This window comes from Streptomyces sp. NPDC104761 (assembly GCF_055583445.1).
In genome coordinates this window covers 417,504-433,982 of record NZ_JBVJNZ010000002.1, presented here as the reverse complement: position 1 = coordinate 433,982, position 16,479 = coordinate 417,504, and the positions used below count along the sequence as shown (strand labels likewise).

The following is a 16,479-nucleotide window of genomic DNA, read 5'->3' as shown; positions in this document are numbered from 1 at the left end:
TCCTTCCCTGGTCCCTGCTCTTTCCGGCCCCCTGCCGGTCCCTCTCCTTTCTCCGCCGCGACGGCGATCAGCCGCGACGGTGGTGTCCGGCGGTTCTCGTACGGCCCCAACCCCGACGCATCTCTGGAGGTCACCGTGGAGTTCGGCGTCATGCCGGAGGACGAGGTGTTTCGCACCGAAGTCCGGGCCTGGCTCGATGCGCATGCCAACGCAGCTGTGGACCGGCGCAGTTGGGAGCGCACCCTCGGGGCCGACGGCTGGATCGGGATCGGGTGGGCGGAGGGCGGGTACGGGAACCGGACCGCGACGCTCACCCAGCAGGTCGCCTGGGCCGAGGAGTACGCGCGGTCGGCCGCGCCGCCCCGCTCCGGGCACATCGGGGAGAACCTGCTCGCTCCGACGCTCATCGCACACGGCAGCAGTGAACAGAAGGCGCGGTTCCTGCCGGCGGTCGCCGCCGGGCAGGAGCTGTGGTGCCAGGGGTACAGCGAGCCCGGCGCGGGGTCCGACCTGGCCGGTGTACGCACGGTGGCGGTACGGGAGGCGGGCGGGTACCGCATCACCGGGCAGAAGATCTGGACCTCGCTCGCCCACGAGGCCGACTGGTGTTTCGTGCTGGCGCGCACCGAGGCGGGCTCGCGGCGCCATCACGGGCTGAGCTTCCTGCTCGTGCCCATGGACCAGCCGGGCCGCATCGAGGTCCGCCCGATCCGGCAGCTGACCGGCACCAGCGACTTCAACGAGGTCTTCTTCGACGGCGCGCACGCGCGCGTGGAGCACGTCGTCGGCGGTGCGGGCAACGGGTGGCGGGTCGCGATGAGCCTGCTCGGGTTCGAGCGCGGGGTGTCCACGCTCGCCCAGCAGATCGGGTTCGCGGAGGAACTGGGGCGGGTGGTGCGGGACGCCGTGCGGAGCGGGGCCGCCGACGATCCCGTCGTACGGGAGCGGCTGGTGCGGCTGTGGGCCGAGTTGCGGGTGATGCGGTGGAACGCCCTGCGGACGCTGGGGAACTCGGCCGCCGAGCCCGGCGCGCCCAGCGTGGCCAAGCTGCTGTGGGCCGGCTGGCACCAGCGGCTCGGTGAGCTCGCCGTGCTGGTGCGGGGCGCCGCCGCGAGCGTCGGCCCGGCCGGCTGGTCCGCCGCCGCGCCGTACGAACTGGACGCCGCCCAGCACCTGTTCCTCTTCGCCCGGGCCGACACCATCTACGGCGGCTCGGACCAGGTGCAGCGCACGATCATCGCCGAGCGGGTGCTCGGCCTGCCGAGGGAACCGAAGGGGGTCGAGTCGTGATGCGCGGAGTCGTGTTCGACGGGAAACAGGTGCAGGTCGTCGACGATCTGGACGTGCGGGAGCCGGGGGCGGGTGAGGTGCTGGTCGCGGTGTCCGCGGCTGGGCTGTGCCACAGCGATCTGTCCGTGGTGGACGGGACCATACCCTTCCCCGTTCCCGTGGTGCTCGGGCATGAGGGGGCGGGCGTGGTGGAGGCGGTCGGTGTGGGCGTCAGCCATGTGGCGCCGGGGGACCATGTGGCCCTGTCCACGCTCGCCAACTGCGGTGCCTGCGCCGACTGCGACCGGGGGCGGCCCACCATGTGCCGCAGGGCCATAGGGCGCCCGCAGCAGCCGTTCCTGCGCGGCGGCCGGGCCGTGTACCAGTTCGCATGCAACTCGGCCTTCGCGGAACGCACGGTCGTCAAGGCCGTGCAGGCGGTACGGATCCCGAAGGACATCCCGCTGACGTCGGCCGCCCTCATCGGGTGCGGGGTGCTGACCGGGGTGGGCGCCGTCCTGAACCGCGCCCGTGTCGACCGCGGCGACACCGTACTGGTCATCGGCACCGGCGGGATCGGCCTCAACGTCATCCAGGGCGCGCGGATCGCGGGCGCGCTGCGGATCGTGGCCGTGGACGCCAACCCGGCGAAGGAGGAGGCGGCCCGGCAGTTCGGCGCGACCGACTTCCTGACCTCGACGGACGGTGTGAAGGACCTGCTGCCGACCGGGGTGGACCACGCCTTCGAGTGCGTCGGCCGCGTCGAACTGGTCCGGCAGGCCATCGACCTCCTCGACCGGCACGGCCAGGCCGTCCTCCTCGGCATGCCCGCCCCCACCGCCGAGGCGTCCTTCGCGGTCGCCTCCATGTTCCTCGACAAGTCCATCCTGGGCTGCCGGTACGGCTCCTCACGGCCGCAGCACGACATCGCCCGCTACGCCGGTCTGTACCGCCAGGGCAGCCTGTTGCTCGACGAGTTGGTGACCGAGACGTACCCGGTGGAGGACTTCGAGAAGGCCCGCGCCGACGCCGAGGCGGGGCGGGTGGCCCGGGGGGTGCTCACCTTCTGAGCGGGCGGTTCACCGAAGAACACGCAGGACGTCACCGAGGCACAGGCGGCGGTGGAGGCTCTCAGAGCCGCCCTGGACTCAGCGGGGATCGTCTTCCCGTCGTTGAGGGTGGACCCGGCGTCGCCCGGACTTCAGCTGGTCGAGCTGGGGCGGGTGCGCGCCGACCTGGCCGTACGCCTCACCAGGGCGCTGGAGCAGGGGGCCCGTGAGTGACGGCCGAGGAGCAGGAAGCACCAGTCGGCACCCTGGTCATCGACGCCGCCCGCGACAGGCTCGGGTATGTCATGGGCCGGGAAGGGCCGTACGTCCAGCTGCGGCCGGTGGCCGGAGGGCGAGAGTGGGACGCCGACCCCGCTCACGTCCGGCGCGCCACGGACGAGGAGCGGCTGCGGGCGGTGGCCGAGCGCACCCGCGCCATGAACTCGTTCAGCAGCGGCGGCATCTTCCGGTGACCGCGCCGACCGAAGACACCTCGACCATGAGCGCCGAATGTGCGCTGGCCCATCAGCTGGGCTATCGGAACCTCCACCTCGAGTGCCGTCAAACCAAGGACATCCCCTCCCTCACGGCCGGGGGATCCTCCTGATACCTCGCTGCACCTGCTCTCACCATCGCTACACCCATCCAGGGTGACCCGCCACCAGCGCCCCGGACCAGCAACTGAGCTGCGGGAGCAGCAGGCGGAAAGGGATCGGGGAAGAAGCCGTCCCCCTAACAGGACCGGGGAGGCCGGTGAGTATCCGGTTGTCCGTCGGCCCGAAATACTCCGGGGCACTGTCACCGTGTCTCCCTATCGTCGTCCCATGACCTACCGTGACGTCGCGTCCAAGCAGGTCCTGGTCTGGGCCGGGACCGCCGTGGGGGCCCGGATGCCGGTCGCCATGGCGCCGTTGGCCCTGGTGTTCCTGGTGCGCGAGCGGCCCGGCGGCTACGCGCTGGGCGCGCTGCTCGCGGCGGCCTACGCGCTCGGCGAGATCGTGGGCGCGCCGGTGCTGGGGATGCGGCTGCGCCCGGAGCGGGCGCGGGCCCAGCTGACCGTCGGACTCACGGTCGGGGCCGCTGGATTCTCGGGGCTCGGTGGCTTCCCGGCCGCGCCCCCGGCCGTCCTCGCCGCCTTCGCGTGCGTCGCCGGTGCCGCGCCGGCCGCCGCCACCGGGGGCCTGCGCACCCTGCTCATCAGGCTGGTCCCGGAACGCGCGGCGGCGCAGGCGCTGTCCGTCGAGTCGATACTGACGGCCGCCGTGTGGGCCGTCTCCCCGGCCGCGGTGGCCGGTCTGGCCCTCGGTGTCGCCCCCGCCGTCCCGCTGCGGTTCGCCGCCGTCCTGATGGCCTCGGCGGTCGTCGGACTGCGGTTCCTGCCGGCGGCCTGGGGCCCGGCCGGGCGCACCGCCGCGCCCCTCGTCCGTGTCCTGGCAGGCGCCTGGCCCGTGTACATCACGGGCGCGGCCAGCCTGACCCTGCTCGGGCTGTCCGAACTCGTGCTGCCCGCCCTGCTCGAACAGCGCGGGATCGACGTCGGCTGGTCGGGTCCGCTGCTGACCGGGATGGCGGTGGGCGGCGGGCTCGGCGCCTTCCTGCACGGCCTGCGCACCTGGCCGGGCCTGCTGCGCACCCACAGCGTGCTCCTGATGACCGGTACGGCGGTGTGCGTGACCCTGGCCGCGCTGATACCGCACCCGGCCGGGATCGCGGCCGTGCTCATCGTGGGGGGCGTGCTCCAGTCGGCCGCGATGCTCACCCGCAACCTGTCGCTGCGCGAGGTCCTCCCGCCCGGTGCCCTGGCCGCCGGGTACTCCGTCATGTACGCCGCCGCGGGCGTCGGTTACGCGGCGACCGGCTCCCTCGCCGGGGCACTGCTGCGGGTGGTCGCCCCGTCCACGGCCGTACTGGCCGGGGTCGGGGTGACCCTGGTGCTCAGCGCGCTCGGGTGGTGGAGCGAGGTGTGGCGGGCCGGGAGATCAGCGCGGGGCGTCGACACCGACGGGGCTGTCGCCGGCGCTCGTCGCGGCCCGGAAGGTGCGGCGGTACGCGGTCGGGGTGACGCCGAGGGCCGACTGTAGGTGCTGGCGCATCGACTGGGCGGTGCCGAAGCCGGCGTCGCGGGCCACCTGGTCGACGGAGAGGTCGGTGGACTCCAGGAGGTGGCGGGCGCGTTCGACGCGCTGCTGGGTGAGCCACTGGCCGGGGCTGACGCCGGTCTCCTCGCGGAAGCGGCGCGTGAAGGTCCGTACCGACATGGCCTCCTGCTCGGCCATGTCGCGCAGCTGGATGGGCTCGTGGAGCCGGCCCAGCGCCCAGGCGCGGGCCGCGGTGGTGGTGGCTGCCTGGAGGTCGGGGACCGGGCGGTGGATGTACTGGGCCTGGCCGCCGTCCCGGTGCGGGGGGACGACCGTACGGCGGGCCACCTCGTTGGCGACGGCCGTGCCGTGGTCGCGGCGGACCATGTGCAGGCACAGGTCGATGCCGGCGGCCACCCCGGCGGAGGTGAGGATGTCGCCGTCGTCGATGAAGAGGACGTCCGCGTCGACTTCGAGCTGCGGGAAGAGCCGCTGGAGGTGTTCCGCCTCGGCCCAGTGCGTGGTCGCCGGGCGGCCGTCGAGGTAGCCGGCGGCGGCCAGCACGTAGACGCCGGTGCAGATGGAGGCGAGCCGGGTGCCGGGGCGGATGTGGGCGAGGGCGGCGGCCAGTTCGGGGGTGAGGACGCCCTGCTCGAAGACCGGGCCCAGCTCGTAGGAGGCCGGGATGATCACCGTGTCGGCGGTGGCCAGCGTCTCCGGCCCGTTGGGTACGTGGATCGCGAAATCGGCGTCGGTCTCGACCGGCCCGGGCGGGCGGACCGAGCAGGTCACGACCTCGTAGAGGTGGCGCCCCCGCGCGTCCTTGGGGCGGCCGAAGATGCGGTGCGGGATGCCCAGCTCGAAGGGGAGCAGGCCGTCGAGGGCGAGGACGACGACGCGGTGCGGGCGGAAGCCGGGGCCGGGATCGCTGCTCATGGCCCGATCCTAACGAATGCTGTCCTTCGGGCCGCTCGATGGAGGGAGTCGGTTGGCCGGATATTTATGGCGTGACCCAGACAACCGAAGCCGCAGCCGCCCTCGCCGAGGACCCGAAGCCGACCCGGTCGCCGCGCATCCACCGTGCCTGGTTCGTCGCCGCCGTCACCTTCGTCACGATCATCGGCGCGGCCGCCTTCCGTTCCCTGCCCGGCCTGCTCATCGACCCCCTGCACGCGGAGTTCGGCTGGTCGCGCGGCACGATCGGCGCGGCCGTCTCCGTCAACCTCGCGCTGTACGGGCTCACCGCGCCCTTCGCGGCCGCGCTGATGGACCGTTTCGGCATACGCCGGGTGGTGGCCGTCGCGCTGACCGTCATCGCGATCGGCTCGGGCCTGACCGTGTGGATGACCGCTGCCTGGCAGCTGATGCTCTGCTGGGGCCTGCTGGTCGGCCTCGGGTCCGGCTCGATGGCGCTCGCCTTCGCCGCCACGGTCACCAACCGCTGGTTCACCACCCGCCGCGGCCTGGTCAGCGGCATCCTCACCGCCGCCTCCGCCTCCGGCCAGCTGATCTTCCTGCCGCTGCTGTCCTGGATGGTCGAGACGTACGACTGGCGCCCGGCCGCCGTCACCGTCGCCCTCGCCGCGCTCGCGGTCGTCCCCTTCGTGTGGCTGCTGCTGCGCGACCACCCGGCCGACGTGGCCCAGAAGCCGTACGGGGCGACGGAGTTCGTCCCGAAGCCGGCCCCGGTCACCGGAGCCGCGCGCAGGACGGTCGGGGTGCTCCTCTCCGCCGTCCGCACCGGGCCGTTCTGGCTGCTGGCCGGCACCTTCGCGATCTGCGGGGCGTCCACCAACGGCCTGATCCAGACCCACTTCGTGCCCGCCGCCCACGACCACGGGCTGCCGGTCACCACGGCGGCCTCGCTGCTCGCGGTCATCGGCGTCTTCGACGTCGTCGGCACGATCGCCTCCGGCTGGTTCACCGACCGCTTCGAACCGCGCCGCCTGCTCGCCGTCTACTACGCCCTGCGCGGCGTCTCCCTGCTCTTCCTGCCGATGCTGCTGGGCCCGTCGGTCCACCCCTCGATGGTCTTCTTCATCATCTTCTACGGCCTCGACTGGGTCGCCACCGTCCCGCCCACCCTGGCCCTGTGCCGGGAGCAGTACGGCGAGGACAGCGCCATCGTCTTCGGCTGGGTCCTCGCCTCCCACCAGATCGGCGCGGCCCTCGTCGCCTACCTCGGCGGCGTCGCCCGCGACGTCTTCGGCACCTACGACATGGTCTGGTACGCCTCCGGCGCCCTGTGCGCGGCGGCGGCCCTGATGGCCCTCGTGATCCGGCGGCGGCCGGTGGCCCCGGCGGCGGGACCCGGTGCCGTGGCGGCCTAGGCCAGGCGCTCCGCCGGAAGTGCCGCGAATGTGCCGTCTGCCGTCTTCCGACTGCCGTCTTCCGACTGCCGTCTTCCGACTGCCGTCCGCCGTCCGCCGTCCGCCGTCCGTGCCGTCGGCGGGGCCGCTCGCGCGGTTTCCTCCCCCGCCCGCCGGGTGTATCTCCAGCGCCCCCTCGGGGGCGCGTTGCCCCACGGCAGCGGACGTCGCCGGCCCCGCCTGGCGCCCCGGTCCGGTCCCGCGCTCCCGTGGCGGGCGGGTGCCGGGCACCGTTGTGGAAGGATCGCCGCGTGAACGTGCATCGGCCGGCCGGCGCGGGCAACGCCGACGGTGACCTGCGGGGTGTTCTGCGGCGCTTCGACGTGGGCGTCGTGGTGCGCAGGATGGAGGCCGATTTCGCCCGGCTCCCCGCCTACACAGACTTCCAGTGGCCGGTGGACCGGGCCGCGGTGGTGCGCTGGAACGTCGACCTGGTCCTGCGCTGGCTGGTCGACGGCCTGCCCCCGGACGACTACCTCCGGTCCGAGCTCCACGAGTTCCTGCGTGTCCGCGCGATGGCCGGGCAGCCGATCGAGGGCAGCATCCTGGTCTACCGCCGCGGTGCGCGCATGTTCTGGGAGGCGCTGCTGGATCTCGCGTCGGACGCCGACCGGGCGGTGCTGCTCGCCCGGTCGGAGACCGTCTGGAGCTGTCTGGAGGACTACCTCGACCTGGTCGTCGAGGTGTTCGCGCGGGCCTACGCGGACCAGGAGGACGCGCCGTCCACGGCCGGTGACCGGCGCGCCCGTACCCTGTTCGACCGGCTGTGCGCCCGGCTGCCCGTCACGATCGAGGACCGGGACCGGGCCGCCCGGCTCGGCTTCGACCTGGTGGAGCCGTACCGGCCGTTCACCGCGCAGCTCGCCGGGGCCTCGGTTGCCGCGCACGCCGACCTCGCGTTCCGGCTGCGTGCGGCGGGGGCGCTGGCCTTCACCGAGGGGCTGCGGGTCACCGGGCTGACCCCGTCGGGATTCGGCTGGACGGAGTTCCTCGAAGACCCGCGGCTGCTGCTGGCCGAGGACGAGCCGCTGGCCCGCGACCGGCTCGGGGCGGCGGTCGACGGGCTGCGTGCGCTGATCGCCATCGGGGCCCGGTCCGGGCGCCGGGGCCGGGTGCTGGCCGACGACCACCTGCCCGAACTGTTGCTCGCCGACGCCCCGGAGACCGCCGACCGGATGGTCCGGCGGGTCTTCGGGCCGCTGGAGCGTGCCGACGCCGTGGACCTGGCGGCCACCCTGCGCTGCCTCGCCGCCCACGGTTTCGACAGTACGGCGGCCGCGGCCGCGCTGCCGGTGCACCGCAACACCCTGCTGTACCGGGTGGGCCGGATCGAGAAGCTGACCGGCCTGTCTCTCCGGGAGCAGCGGGACCGCACCCTCGTCCTGCTCGCGGTCACCTGGGAGACCCTCGGCCGGGACCTGCGCCCGGCCGGCGCGGGGCCCGACGGTTCCTAGGCCGGCCGCACGGTGTCCCGCAGCCGGCGCGCGAGGCCCAGCTGCATGGCGCCGAGCATGATCATCCAGAGGCCGGCCAGGAACGCCAGCGTCAGCAGCGACAGCTGTGGCCAGGTCAACAGCATCAGTCCGGCAACGACCCCGAGCAGGCCGATGAAGACGTTCCAGCCCCGTCCGGGCAGACCGGGACGGTCCAGCGCCACGAACACGGCCGTGAAACCGTCGACCACCCAGTAGATGCCGAGCAGCAGCCCGAGCGCGAGCACCGTGATCAGCACGTGCCGCAGGCTGTACAGCCCGAGCAGCAGACTGACCACGCCGAGGACTCCCGTCAGGGCGCGGGCGGTGTCCCCTGCGCCCAGGCTCACCGATCCCACCAGGCGGAACACCCCGGTGGCGACGAGCTGTACGCCGAAGACGACCGCGAGCACGACCAGGGTCGGGCCGGGCCAGGCCACGGCGATGACGCCGGAGCCGATCGAGACCAGCCCGAAGAGCAGGTGCCATGTCCAGGAACGGCCCAGGCGGGCCAGGGGGCTCTTGTGCATGCGGCGAAGCTACGGGCGCTCCCGGTGGGCGGTCTTCCAAAAACCGGGCGGGTGTTCGTGCCCGGGCACAAGGCGTCAGGGCGTTGAATGACGGCAGAGCACCAGTACGGGAGGGGAGCCTGTGTCCGAGCTCGATCCGCGCGGGAGACCGGTCAGGACCCCGGAGGCGACTCTCCGGCAGCTGCCGGCCGGGACGCTCCCCGAAGGCGTTCCGGAGGCGGCCAGGGCGTGTTGCGAAAGTCCCGGGCGTGGCGCCCGGCCCCGGCCGTCTCTGCCGGGGGTGCGCGGCGTATGAGCGTCTCGGCCGACTGGGAGAGCTTCGCCGTGATGACCGGAGGAGCCAGCGCCGCCCTCACCGGGCTGCTGTTCGTCGCGGTGTCCGTGGACGCCGGCCGGATCGCCCGGCACCCGGGCCTGCGGGCGGGCGCGGCGCAGACCCTGGTGCTGTTCGTCGCACCGCTGCTCATGGCCACCGTCCTGCTCGTGCCCGGCCAGCCCGGTCCGGTGCTGGGCGCCGAGCTCATCGCCATGGGGATCGGCGCCTGCCTGAGCCTGCTGGCCATCGGGCGGAACAAGCGTGAGTCGGCCGTCGACGAGGGGCGGCTGACCGACATCTTCGACCGCCGGGACACCAACGTGGTCGTCATGCTGCTGTTCGTGGCGGCCGGGGCCCTGCTGGCCTTCGGCCACGACGCGGGCCTCTACCTGCTGCTGCCTGCCTCCGCCGTGGCGTTCGTCAGCGGGGTGCTGAACGCGTGGCGCTTCCTGCTCCCGCCGCCGGACGCGCACCCTCGGCGGGGGCCGGACAGCTGACCGCCGGTGCCGACGGCGAACCCGGAGCCGGGCCGCACCGGCGACCGCGCGAGCCGGGCCGCACCGGCGACCGCGCGAGCCGGGCCGCACCGGCGACCACGCGAGCCGGGCCGCACCGGCGACCACGCGAGCCGGGGCACACCGCCCCGCATCGAGCCCTCCGGAAGGTGACGCGCATGTACGCCACGCCCCGCGCCGACGCCTGCTCCGGGGTGGCCGGCCGGCTGCGCGGCGTACTCCGTCGCCTGGACCCGGACCTGATGGCGCATCAGCTGGCCCGCGGCCTGGCGGAGGTGCCGACCGGCCGGATACCCGGACCCGGCTGCCAGGCCGGGTCCCGGGAGGACCTGATCCGCCGTAGCGTCGAACTGATCAGGAACTGGCTGCTGAGCGGGCAGGAACCTGCCGGGGACACGCTGTCGGAACTCTACGAGGCGGCGCGCGCGGCGGCCGGGCACGGCCTTCTCGCCGAGGACGCGTTCCGTGCCTGCTCCGGGGCGGCACGCGCGGTGTGCAGCGCGCTGCTGGAACTCAGCCCGGCCGAGGACAGGGTGTGGCTGATGCCCCAGCTGGACGTGGCGTGGGCGTTCCTGGACATCGCCCTGACGACCGTGAGGCGGGCGTTCGCAGATCAGCGGGAGCTGCCGTCCGCCGACGGCAACTCCCGCGCTGCGGCGCTCTTCGCCCGGATCTGCGCCCGGTCGGCGACGACCGTCGAGGACCTGGACCGCGCGGAACGGCTGGGCTTCGACCTCGCCGGCCCGTACTGCCCTTTCGTGACGGCGCTCGACGGCGGCTCAGCCGCCGCCCACGCCGGCCTGGCGGCGCGGCTGCGGACCGCGGGGGCGCTGGCCTGCGCGGAGGGGCACCGGGTGGCCGGCCTGACCCGGCCGGGGTTCGACTGGACGGACTTCCTCGCCGACAGCGCGCTGGTCCTCGCCGCCGAGTCGGCCACCGGCCGAGCGGCACTGGCGGAAACGGTCGCCACCCTGCACGACCTGGTCACCCTGGGGAGCAGGGCGGGACGCCGGGGGCGGATCCGCCTCGACGACTTCCTGACCGAGGTCATGCTCGGCAACTCCCCCCAGCTCGCCGACGGCGTCATGCGGCGCGTACTGGGCCGGCTCGATGCCGAGGACCCCTCCGGAACGCTGTCGCAGACACTGGCGTGCCTGGTCGCACACGGTTTCAACCGGACGGCGGCCGCGGCGGCCCTCCCGGCCCACCGCAACACCCTGCTGTACCGGATCAACCGGATCGAGAAGCTGTCCGGCCTCGACCTCGACCGGCATGCCCACCGGGAGCTGGCCCGGCTGGCGGTGGTCCGGGCGGCGACGACAGGCACGCGCACCGCGCCTCGCTCCGCGTGACCGGGCCGTCCGCCCGCGCCGGCCGGCCCCGCGCCGTTCCGGGAGCCCACCGTGTGTCCGGGCGCCGTCATGGTGCCCAACGGCGGCCCCGCTTCTTGTCCCCGTGCACAACGGGGCAGATGCCACGCTGTCCGGCGGCAGGGTCCGGCGGAGCCGGGATTCCCGCCCTGCCGGCCCCCTTACCGCGATGGAGGAGATGCGGGCATGACGACGGCCCCGGACACGATCGTCCTGATACACGGCCTGTGGATGACGCCGCTCGCCTGGGAGCACTGGGTGACCCGGTACGAGGAGCGCGGATTCACCGTGCTGACGCCCGGATACCCGGGGACAGGGCCCGGGGAGGCCGGGGTCGCGGCGCTCCGGGAGGACGCCTCCGCGATCGCCGGGGTCGGGGTCCGCGAGGTGCTGGACCATCTCACCGGCCTCATCGAGGAGTTGGACAGCCCGCCGATCATCATGGGGCACTCGTTCGGCGGGACCTTCGCCCAGCTGCTGGTGGGCGCCGGGCTCGGGGCGGCGGGTGTGTCGCTCGACGGCGCGGCGGTCAAGGGTGTGAACGCGATGCCCCTGTCCGAGCTCCGTTCGGTGCTGCCGGTCCTGAAGGACCCGGCGAACGTGCACCGGGCCGTCCCGCTGACGGCCGAGCAGTTCCACTACGCCTTCACCAACACCCTGGACGAGGACGCCTCCCGGCGCGCCTACGACCGCTACGCGGTGCCGACGCCGGCCCGCATCCTCTTCCAGGGCGGTCTCGCGGCCGTCACCCGTCACGCGGCCACCACCTTCGACTTCGCCGACGACGACCGGGCGCCGCTGCTGTTCGTCTCCGGCGGCAGCGACCACATCCTGCCCCCGGTCGTCCAGCGGCAGAACTACGAGAAGAACGTCAAGCACTCGACGGCGGTCACCGCGCACACCGTGTTCGCGGGGCGCGACCACTTCACCTGCGGCGAGCCCGGGTGGGAGGCGGTGGCCGACTTCGCCCTCGACTGGGCGCTGGACCCGCGCCCCGGAGTCCTCGACTCCGCGACCGGCGACCCGGTGTGACCGGCCGACCTCCGAGAACGGAAGGTGCGCGATGTCCAGGACAGTGGCCGACGGGCTGTGGGAAATGCTGGTCAGCGCCGGGGTGCGGCGCTGTTACGGGATCGTGGGTGACGCGCTCAACCCGGTGGTCGACGCCCTGCGCCGCAACGGCCAGGTCGACTTCGTGCATGTGCGCAACGAGGAGTTCGGCGTCTTCGCCGCCGTCGCGGAGGCCCGGCTGACGGGGCAGCCCGTCGTGGTCTGCGGAACGGCGGGACCGGGGGTCGTCCACCTGGTCAACGGCATGCTGGACGCCCGCAAGGAGCGGGTGCCCGTCATCGTCCTGGCCGGCGACACCGAGACCGGCCTGCTGGACAGCGAGACCGTCGAGGAGCTCAACCCGTACCGGTTCTTCGCCACCTCCGCGGTGTACGTGGCCCGGCTGGTCAACCCCGCCCAGCTCCGGCACGTCGTGACCTCGGCGGTCACGGCCGCCGTGACCCGGGGCGGACCCGCGGTCCTGTCCCTGCCCGGTGACGTCGCGGCGGCGAGCGCGCCGAAGGACCGCTACGAGATCCGGCTGCCCCGGCCGGTCCGCGCACCGGCCGGGGCGGAGGACCTCGCCGCCATGGCCGAGCTGATCAACGCGGCCGGTACGGTGGCGGTCTTCGGCGGCCAGGGCTGCGCCGGGGCGCATGCGGAGGTGACGGCCCTGGCCGGGAAGCTCGGTGCGCCGGTCGGCTACTCGCTCAAGGGCAAGCAGTTCCTGGAGCACGACAACGCGAACGCGGTCGGCATGACCGGGCTGCTCGGCTACGGCGCTGCCATCACGCGCTGCACCACGCCGACGTCCTGCTGATGCTCGGTACCGACTTCCCGTTCGCCGAGTTCCTGCCGCACGGCAGGACCAGGATCATCCAGGTCGACCACGAACCGGAGCGGCTCGGCAGGCGCGTTCCGGTCGACCTGGCCGTGGCCGGTGACGTACGGGCGACCGTGCAGGCGCTCCTGCCGCTGGTCGAGCCGAAGCCCGACGGCGGCTTCCTCGCCCGCTGCGTGGAGGAGACAGAACGGTTCCACCGCCGGATGCGGCACTACACGGAGAAGGGACCGCGCATCAGGCCGATCCGGCCCGAGTACGTCGCCACCGTCCTCAGCGACCTGGCCGACGAGGACGCGCTGTTCTTCGCGGACACCGGCACCCCCGTCATCTGGGCCGCCCGGCACATCAGGTACGGGCCGCGGCGGCGGCTGTCCGGATCGTTCTCGTGGGCGTCCATGGCCACCGCGTCGCCCGGCGCGTTCGGTGCGCAGCTCGCCTTCCCCGGACGGCAGACGATCGCGCTGTGCGGCGACGGCGGGTTCACCATGCTCGCGCTCGGCGACCTGCTCACCGAGGTGCAGCGCAGGCTGCCGGTCGTGCACGTCGTCCTGAACAACAGCGGCCTGGAGTTCGTCAGGATCGAGCAGCAGGAGGCGGGCCTCGTGCCGTTCGGGACCGACTTCGCGACCCCGGACTTCGCCGCCGTCGCCGAGGCGATGGGCGCCAGGGGCATCCGCATCGAAGATCCCGGCGAGGTGGCGGACGGCCTCGCGGCCGCCCTGGCCCACACCGGCGGCCCGGTCGTCGTCGACGTCCTCGTCGATCCCTATGCGCTCGCGATCCCGGCCCGGGTGCCCGCCGGCACCGCCGCGGGTTTCACCCTGAGCGCGGCACGGCAGGTCTTCGCCGGCCGCCTGGACGACGTCGTCGAGACCGTCACGCACAACGCCCGGCTCGCCTGACCGGCCGACACGACAGGAAGACCGATATGACCGGCCCATCCGCAGCGGAGGACAACGCGTCGTGACAGAGAAACAGGGCTCCCCGGCCGCCACCCGGCCCGGCTGGCGCGAGATCTACCACGGCGGCTCACCCGAGGCCGAGGAGAGGCACTTCCGGGACCTCGCCGACGTCATCGTGGGCGTGCAGCGGGCGAACCGGCGCAGATCCGGTTCGCCGGTCTCCCACCGCACCTTCCACGCCAAGATCGTCGTCGGTGTGGACAACGCCGAACTCGCCTTCCGGGACGATCTGCCCGCCGCACTGTGCGCCGGGGACTTCACCCCCGGCGCCCGGTTCCCGGTCACCGTCCGGCTGTCCAACGCGAGTGGCGCCGTCCGCGCGGACAGCAGCCCGGACCTGCGCGGCGCGGCCCTGAAGATCAGGCTGCCGGGCGGCAGCGAGCACGACCTGCTCATGACCAGCTACCCGGTCTCCCACGCCCGCGACGCCACCCAGTTCGTCGAGATCGCCAGGATCGGCGCCGGACCCAGGCCGCTGGTGCTGCCCCGCATGCTGCTGAGGTTCGGCCCGTCGGAGACCGCGCGCATCCTCGGCAACCTGAGGAGGGCCAACCGCCCGTCGGCTGGCCTGGCGCAGGAGTCGTACTGGAGCCGGGGGGCCGTCCTGTGGGGCGACGCGGGACCCGTACGGTTCCGGCTCAGCCCCCTCGGCGGTCCGGCCCCGGCCCTCGCTCCGTCGGCGGATCAGGCCGACGGCCTGCGGGCCCGCTTCGCAGCCGGGCTGAGCGGCGCCCCGGTCCGGTTCGCCCTGCACGTCCAGAAGTTCGTGGACGAGCGGCTCACCCCGATCGAGGACGGCGCGGTGGAGTGGCGGGAAGGCGACTCGCCCTGGCTCGGCGTGGCCACGCTGACCATCCCGGCGCAGGATCTGCTCGGCGCGGCGGGCCAGGCCACCCGCGACCACGTCGACACCCTCGCCTTCAACCCGTGGCACGCCCCGGCGGAGTTCCGCCCGCTCGGCAACCTCAACCGGGCACGCCGCGCGGTCTACGCGGCCAGCGCCCGGGAATGGCAGGCGGGTTAGCCGCTCGCACGCGGGAGGAGGTTCAGCGGAACCGCCCCCGGTGGAACAGCAACGGTTCTTCGGGGGCCTCGCCCGTCCCCAGCGCGGTCACCCGGCCGACCACGATCAGGTGGTCGCCGCCCGTGTGGACCGCGTGGATCGTGCAGTCGATCCACGCGGCGGCGCCGGTCAGCCGGGGGGAGCCGGAGACCGGGGCCGGGTCGTGGGCGACGCCGGCGAACTTGTCCGCGCCGCTCACCGCGAAGGCGCGGCACAGGTCGCCCTGGCCCGCGCCGAGGACGTTGACGCAGAAGACGCCGGCGCGCGCGATGCGCGGCCAGGTGGCCGACGTACGGCCGACCATGAAGCAGACCAGGGGCGGGTCGAGGGAGAGGGAGGAGAACGACTGGCAGGCGAAGCCGGCCGGGGCGGACTCGCCCTCGGCGGCCGGTGCGGTGATCACGGTCACCCCGGTCGCGAAGGTGCCGAGCACCCGCCGGAACTCCGTCTGGTCGACCGGCGCCCGCTCGTCCGCGCGCACGCACCGCAACTCCGGGCGCGGCAGCGACTCCACGGGCCCCGCCGCGGGGACCGACCTGAGATAACGGACGGCAGCCGCGGCCGCCCCTGCGTGTCCCATCACCTCTTCATTGAAGCTGACGGAACGTCAGATGGGAAGGGCGGTGCGGGGCACCGTACGACCGCTTCGTACGCTGCGTACATGGGGTGGGAAAGCGTACGGGGGCGGGGCGGGTCGCGGGAGCGGACCGGTGAGCGGCGGCCGGTCTGGTCCGGGGGTGATCTGAGCACGGCGGTCGCGCTGGCCATGGCCCAGCTGCCGGCGGCCGGACTGCTGACGTTCATCGGCCTCTCCGGCCGTGACGACTACGGCGCCGGGAACGGCGGTGCCCTGGGCGCGGTGTTCCTGTTGTTCCTGGCCCCGGTCCTGCTGCCGTTGCTGGGCGTCGCGCAGGCGTTCCTGCTGGACCTGCCCTCCGTGGTGGCGGCCCGGCTCGCGGGCCGGCGCCTGGGCGGCCCTTCCTGGCCGTGGTACCTGGTGGCGCCGGTGGTGCCGGCCGCCTTCTGGAGCGCACTCGTCGCAACACTCGGGTCCTGGCCGTTCACCACGACGTTCGCGGTCCTGGCCGGGCTGGGCGTGCTGCCGACGCTCGGCGTCGGCTGGGTCCGGCGACGCGCCCTGCGGCCGGCGGGCGTCTGGTGGCGGGCCGCCGCCGGCTCGTCCGGGCTGGCCGTTCTCGCCTTCGTCGGCGGGGTGCTGGCGTCCGAGGCGGGCCTGATCCCGCAGTACGAGCCACCGCGGCTGACCGCCGCTCAGCTGACCGGCGTATGGCGGGACGGAAGCGGCGCCGAGCTGCGGCTGCGTGCCGACGGCAGCGCGGAGGCCGTCAAACTGCCCACCGAACCGGCGCCCTTCACGGACGACGACTTCACTGATTACGTCGTGTGCGCGGGACCCGGTACCTGGGCACCCCGGAGGACCTCGCGCGACGGTGTGCTGGTCGAACTGGACGGGGACTGCGGTCAGGACACCCAGTGGTCGGTCGGCGGCAGCGAGGACGCGCCCCAGCTCTTCGTGCTCTTCGGCGACCCCGATGCGGGCACCCTGCGCATCCTCGAACGGGCATAGCCGG

General features: G+C 73.8%; 16 protein-coding genes and 1 pseudogene. 14 read left to right on the top strand and 3 right to left on the bottom strand.

Translation table 11 applies throughout. The annotated features are described in order from the left end of the window. Nucleotides 1-150: 150 nt before the first annotated feature. The 5 genes from ACZ63F_RS08465 to ACZ63F_RS08445 all read left to right on the top strand — a co-directional run bounded on the left by ACZ63F_RS08465 (nucleotide 151) and on the right by ACZ63F_RS08445 (nucleotide 4,399). Nucleotides 151-1,290 carry an acyl-CoA dehydrogenase family protein gene (locus tag ACZ63F_RS08465; RefSeq protein WP_469709954.1) on the top strand — a complete coding sequence of 380 codons (1,140 nt, stop codon included), beginning with the start codon at nucleotides 151-153 and terminating at the stop codon, nucleotides 1,288-1,290. After that, complete coding sequence (locus ACZ63F_RS08460; RefSeq protein WP_469709739.1) at nucleotides 1,290-2,339, top strand: Zn-dependent alcohol dehydrogenase; 1,050 nt, start codon at nucleotides 1,290-1,292, stop codon at nucleotides 2,337-2,339. The genes ACZ63F_RS08465 and ACZ63F_RS08460 overlap by 1 nt, the downstream gene beginning before the upstream one ends. A 51-nt stretch (nucleotides 2,340-2,390) precedes the next feature. Next, entirely contained in the window at nucleotides 2,391-2,552 is a 162-nt protein-coding gene (locus tag ACZ63F_RS08455; RefSeq protein WP_469709738.1) for a hypothetical protein, read from the top strand. Further along, nucleotides 2,549-2,791: a hypothetical protein gene (locus ACZ63F_RS08450; protein WP_351484431.1), complete on the top strand. Its 243-nt coding sequence runs from the start codon at nucleotides 2,549-2,551 to the stop codon at nucleotides 2,789-2,791. Before ACZ63F_RS08455 ends, ACZ63F_RS08450 begins: the two co-directional genes overlap by 4 nt. A gap of 351 nt (nucleotides 2,792-3,142) precedes the next feature. Next, nucleotides 3,143-4,399, top strand: coding sequence for an MFS transporter (locus ACZ63F_RS08445; RefSeq protein ID WP_469709737.1), 1,257 nt, complete (start codon nucleotides 3,143-3,145; stop codon nucleotides 4,397-4,399). Here the strand turns inward: ACZ63F_RS08445 and ACZ63F_RS08440 are convergent. After that, nucleotides 4,298-5,332 carry a GlxA family transcriptional regulator gene (locus tag ACZ63F_RS08440; protein ID WP_469709736.1) on the bottom strand — a complete coding sequence of 345 codons (1,035 nt, stop codon included), beginning with the start codon at nucleotides 5,330-5,332 and terminating at the stop codon, nucleotides 4,298-4,300. The genes ACZ63F_RS08445 and ACZ63F_RS08440 overlap by 102 nt on opposite strands. Nucleotides 5,333-5,403: 71 nt before the next feature. On the opposite strand from ACZ63F_RS08440, the gene ACZ63F_RS08435 reads away from it, so the two are divergent. Beyond that, a complete protein-coding gene (locus tag ACZ63F_RS08435) occupies nucleotides 5,404-6,726 on the top strand; it encodes an MFS transporter (RefSeq protein WP_469709735.1) in 1,323 nt (440 codons plus the stop codon). Nucleotides 6,727-7,016: 290 nt separating this feature from the next. Beyond that, nucleotides 7,017-8,219, top strand: a complete 1,203-nt coding sequence (locus ACZ63F_RS08430; RefSeq protein WP_469709734.1) for a PucR family transcriptional regulator — start codon at nucleotides 7,017-7,019, stop codon at nucleotides 8,217-8,219. Here the strand turns inward: ACZ63F_RS08430 and ACZ63F_RS08425 are convergent. After that, nucleotides 8,216-8,767: an HdeD family acid-resistance protein gene (locus ACZ63F_RS08425; RefSeq protein ID WP_469709733.1), complete on the bottom strand. Its 552-nt coding sequence runs from the start codon at nucleotides 8,765-8,767 to the stop codon at nucleotides 8,216-8,218. The genes ACZ63F_RS08430 and ACZ63F_RS08425 overlap by 4 nt on opposite strands. 291 nt (nucleotides 8,768-9,058) lie before the next feature. On the opposite strand from ACZ63F_RS08425, the gene ACZ63F_RS08420 reads away from it, so the two are divergent. The 6 genes and pseudogenes from ACZ63F_RS08420 (at nucleotide 9,059) to ACZ63F_RS08395 (ending at nucleotide 14,848) form a co-directional block, all read left to right on the top strand. Next, complete coding sequence (locus ACZ63F_RS08420; protein WP_469709732.1) at nucleotides 9,059-9,580, top strand: hypothetical protein; 522 nt, start codon at nucleotides 9,059-9,061, stop codon at nucleotides 9,578-9,580. Between the two features lie 176 nt (nucleotides 9,581-9,756). Further along, nucleotides 9,757-10,950 (top strand): PucR family transcriptional regulator, encoded by a 1,194-nt coding sequence (locus ACZ63F_RS08415; RefSeq protein ID WP_469709731.1) that lies wholly within the window; start codon nucleotides 9,757-9,759, stop codon nucleotides 10,948-10,950. Nucleotides 10,951-11,154: 204 nt separating this feature from the next. Next, nucleotides 11,155-12,000 (top strand): alpha/beta hydrolase, encoded by an 846-nt coding sequence (locus ACZ63F_RS08410; protein WP_469709730.1) that lies wholly within the window; start codon nucleotides 11,155-11,157, stop codon nucleotides 11,998-12,000. 31 nt (nucleotides 12,001-12,031) lie between these two features. Then, a pseudogene (locus tag ACZ63F_RS08405) lies at nucleotides 12,032-12,927 on the top strand (thiamine pyrophosphate-binding protein); the annotation flags it as partial. A gap of 138 nt (nucleotides 12,928-13,065) precedes the next feature. Then, a complete protein-coding gene (locus tag ACZ63F_RS08400) occupies nucleotides 13,066-13,764 on the top strand; it encodes a thiamine pyrophosphate-dependent enzyme (RefSeq protein WP_469709953.1) in 699 nt (232 codons plus the stop codon). Between the two features lie 61 nt (nucleotides 13,765-13,825). After that, a complete protein-coding gene (locus ACZ63F_RS08395) occupies nucleotides 13,826-14,848 on the top strand; it encodes a catalase (protein ID WP_469709729.1) in 1,023 nt (340 codons plus the stop codon). Nucleotides 14,849-14,870: 22 nt separating this feature from the next. Here ACZ63F_RS08395 and ACZ63F_RS08390 read toward each other — a convergent pair whose 3' ends face one another. Continuing rightward, complete coding sequence (locus tag ACZ63F_RS08390; RefSeq protein ID WP_469709728.1) at nucleotides 14,871-15,467, bottom strand: flavin reductase family protein; 597 nt, start codon at nucleotides 15,465-15,467, stop codon at nucleotides 14,871-14,873. An 81-nt stretch (nucleotides 15,468-15,548) separates the two neighbouring features. On the opposite strand from ACZ63F_RS08390, the gene ACZ63F_RS08385 reads away from it, so the two are divergent. Continuing rightward, a complete protein-coding gene (locus ACZ63F_RS08385) occupies nucleotides 15,549-16,475 on the top strand; it encodes a hypothetical protein (RefSeq protein WP_469709727.1) in 927 nt (308 codons plus the stop codon). The last annotated feature ends 4 nt before the right edge of the window (nucleotides 16,476-16,479 follow it).